At 70.5% G+C, this 3627-nt stretch carries 1 protein-coding gene; it reads right to left on the bottom strand.

The annotated features are described in order from the left end of the window. Nucleotides 1-7: 7 nt before the first annotated feature. Entirely contained in the window at nucleotides 8-3226 is a 3219-nt protein-coding gene (locus tag ACW69E_RS27680) for a nitrate- and nitrite sensing domain-containing protein (protein ID WP_457501023.1), read from the bottom strand. Between the last annotated feature and the right edge of the window lie 401 nt (nucleotides 3227-3627).

Genomic DNA, 3627 nt, shown 5'->3' with positions numbered 1-3627 from the left:
GCTCACACTAACGCTCCTGATCGTAGGTGCTGCCGGGGCCGAAGCCCGGTCGGTCATTCTGGGTGTTGTCGGAGCCGCCCGCGGTGCGTCCCCGCCGGACGCCGCGGTGCAGGTTGCTCAACCTGCCCCGGACGTCCTCCGGGTTGCGGGAGACCTGGGCCCCGGCCTGGGGCGTCTGCTCCGCGGTGCCCTCGACCAGGTTGGCCTTGGGTACGCGGCGGGGCAGACCGGAGGGGGTGACTCCGCCGGCCTTGGGGTCACGGAGTCCCTCCGCCCGCTGCCAGCGCTCGTCGTTCTCCGTGCGCCGGCCGGAATCGTCGGAGCGATCCGCCTGCCGGGGCACTTCCGGGGATTCCGCTTGCGGCTGGTACCGCGGGGCCGAGTCCTCCTCGGGCTGCTGCCTCCGCGACTCCCGGCGCGGGAGTCCCGCGCCGGTCACGGTGGTGGAAGCGTCCGAAGCCTGACCCGGTCGATCGAAGCCTACGCGTTCCGGGCCGTCTTCGGGAGCGCTGGGGAAGGATTCCGCTTCCGTATTCCGGACGGGCTCCTGCCCGGCGTCGTAGCCGTTCTCCCCGTACCCGGTCCCGTAGTCCGGCCGGTACTCGCCCCGGGGCTCCTGAGCGTAACCGCCGAAACCGCCGTAACCGCCGTCGTATCCGCCCCCCTGCTGCTGGGGCTGCTGCTGGTACTGCGGCTGGTAACCGTCCTGGTACCCCTGGCCGTAGCCCGTCTCCTGTCCGTAGCCGACGCCCTCCGGGAAGCCGGCCTGCGAGCCGTACTGACCGGTCTGCCCGGGGTCGTAGGAGGTCTGCTGGGGGGCCTGGGGGGCGTACTGCTCCTGGGCGTGGGCGTTGTTCCCGTCCCCGTAGCCGTCGTAGCCGTCGTCCTGCTGCTGGTACGGGGGCTGCTGGGACTCCAGCGCCGCGCGCCGCTCCTCGCGCATCAGCGAGCGTCCGAGCGGGTCGAGCCGGGGGGAGTTCTCCTGCTCCTCGGCCTGGGAGCCGTAGCGGGAGTCGTCGAAGCCCAGGTCGGCGGCGGACAGCTGGCGGTTCTGGGGCGCGGGCTGGGCCGCGTCCGGCTGCTCCGGGACGATCCGGGAGACGGTGAAGTCCTCCTCGGCCTCCTCCTGGCCGCCACCGCCGTGCGTGATCTCCTCCGGAAGCATGACCAGCGAGGTGGTGCCCGCCTGCTCGCCGGAGGGGCGCAGCTGGACGCGGATGCCGTGCTGGCTGGACAGGCGGCCGACCACGAACAGGCCCATGCGCTGGGAGATGGCCGCGTCCACCGTCGGGGGGTTGGCCAGCTTGTGGTTGATGTCGGCGAAGTCCTCGGGGGTCAGGCCGATGCCCTTGTCGTGGATCTCGATCATCACCCGGCCGTCGGGCAGCCTGGTCGCGGTGACCCTGACCTTGGTCTGCGGCGAGGAGAACGAGGTGGCGTTCTCCAGCAGCTCGGCCAGCAGGTGCACCAGGTCGGTGACGACGGCGCCGTGGATCTCGCTGTCGGGGACTCCGGACAGCTCGATGCGCTCGTAGTCCTCCACCTCGGAGGAGGCGGCACGCAGCACGTCCACCAGCGGCACCGGCTGGGTCCAGCGGCGGCCGGGCTCCTCGCCCGCGAGGACCAGCAGGTTCTCGCCGTTGCGGCGCATACGGGTCGCCAGGTGGTCCAGCTTGAAGAGGTTCTCCAGCTGGTCCGGGTCGGCCTCGTTGTTCTCCAGGTCCGTGATGAGGGCGAGCTGGCCCTCGATGAGGCCCTGGTTGCGGCGCGAGAGGTTGGTGAAGATCGCGTTGACGTTCCCCCGCAGCAGTGCCTGCTCGGCGGCGAGCCGGACGGCCTCGCGGTGGACCTGGTCGAAGGCGCGGGCGACCTCGCCGATCTCGTCGCGGCTGTTGATCGGGATGGGCTGTACGCGGGTGTCGACCTTGCCCGGGTCGGTGCGGGAGAGCTGGTCCACCAGCATCGGCAGCCGCTGCTGGGCGACATCGAAGGCGGCGGTGCGCAGCCGGCGCATGTTGTTGCTCATCGAGCGGGCCATCATTCCGGCGATCACGAAGGCGATCACCAGGGCGGCGAGCACGATGACGGAGTTGACGACGGCGTCCCGCTTGGCGTCCGAGGCGATCTTGGCCGTCTCGTTCACCGCCCGGTCGGTGAGGTCCTTCTCCACCTCGCGGTAGGCGTTGAAGTTGGCGGTGGCCGCGGTGTACCAGTTCTCGGCCGTGACGCCGCCGGCCCGCAGCTTCTGGGGGGAGGTCCCGGAGGCGATGGCCTGGATCATCTTGTCGGTCGCGGGCGGAGCGGCGAAGTCCCGTCCGGCGGCCTCCGCCTCGTCCCCGGCCTCGGCGAGCCGCTCCCGGGCGTCCTCGTCCGCCTTGGCCTTCTCCTCCTGCAGCAGCTCCCAGTCCTCCGGGGAGGAGCCACCGCGGTACTCCTCGACGGCGATGTTCTCCAGGTACGCGTATGAGCTGAAGGCGGTGACCTGGCGCTGCTTGTCCGCCGCGCCCGGGCCGGGCTTGATCAGCAGGTGGGTGCCGATCGAGCGCTGCAGGGACTCGGCGGCCTTGGCGAGCGAGACCGCGTAGACGCTGCGGCCGTAGGAGGTGATGTTGCCGGTGCCCAGGCCCAGTTCGTTGGCGAACTCCATCAGCGGGTGCTGGATCCGGACGTAGCCCTCCTCGGTCTCAACGCCCTTGAGCCGGTCGGTGTAGGCGGCCTGGCGCAACTCCTCCAGCTCCGGCTCGACCTGCCTGAAGGCGGCGAGGCGGCGCTTGAGGTTCTGCTGGTCGGGCATCTGCTCGACGCGGCGGTCGAACTCCTCGCGCGCGGCGTCGGTGACCCCGCGCACCTCGGCGATCACCGGGTCCTCCGTCTTGCCCTGCAGCAGCGGCGCGGCGGTGCGGTCGCGCTCGTCGATCACGGCGTGGGCGTACGCGGCGGCGGCGCGGACCAGTTCCGCGGTGCGGTTGGCGTCCTCCGCCTCGTTCAGCGTCTCCAGGGAGTTCTGCACCCGGAAGCCGCCGAAGACCAGGGCGACGAGCACGGGGATGAGGAGGATGGCGTTCAGTCTGGTGGCCACGCGCCAGTTGCGTACCGCGAAACGGCCACCGCTGCCCGACTCCCCGCCGTTCCCGGGCAGGTCGGAGTGCGCCTCCACGGCGCGCTGCGGCGGCGTGAAGTTGCCACGCGGCTCCCCGGGCGGGGAGCTCGGATTGCTTCGCCTCACTCGACCAAACCTCTCGGCTTCAGCCCATCGTCTTCGATGAAACCGTAACTACTGCTGAGTTCAGCGAATTTCAGCACGGTGGGCAGAAGCTTTCCAAACACCTGGACCAGTGGCGAATCACACGCGGACGCCCGGGAGGAAAAGGGCATATGACCCACAGGTTGACGAAAGACTGAAATTCTGTGCGCGCTGGGGAACGAGACGCTCGCGGCGAGTGGCATCCACCCCGCAATTCTCTGTCGAAACGTTATGAAGACCGGGACGGACCGGGCACGAGGCCCGGTCCGTCCCGGCTACTGATCCATGACCCGATGTCGCCGTCGGCGACCTGGGCGATCCGGGCGGCCACCGTGCGCATGCGCGGGAGCCGGTGCCCGGATCAGCGCAGGCGTGCCAGGAGT

The organism is Streptomyces sp. SS8, from assembly GCF_054072955.1.
Note: the sequence above shows the minus strand (reverse complement) of the source record. Positions and strands in the feature narration are given on the sequence as shown.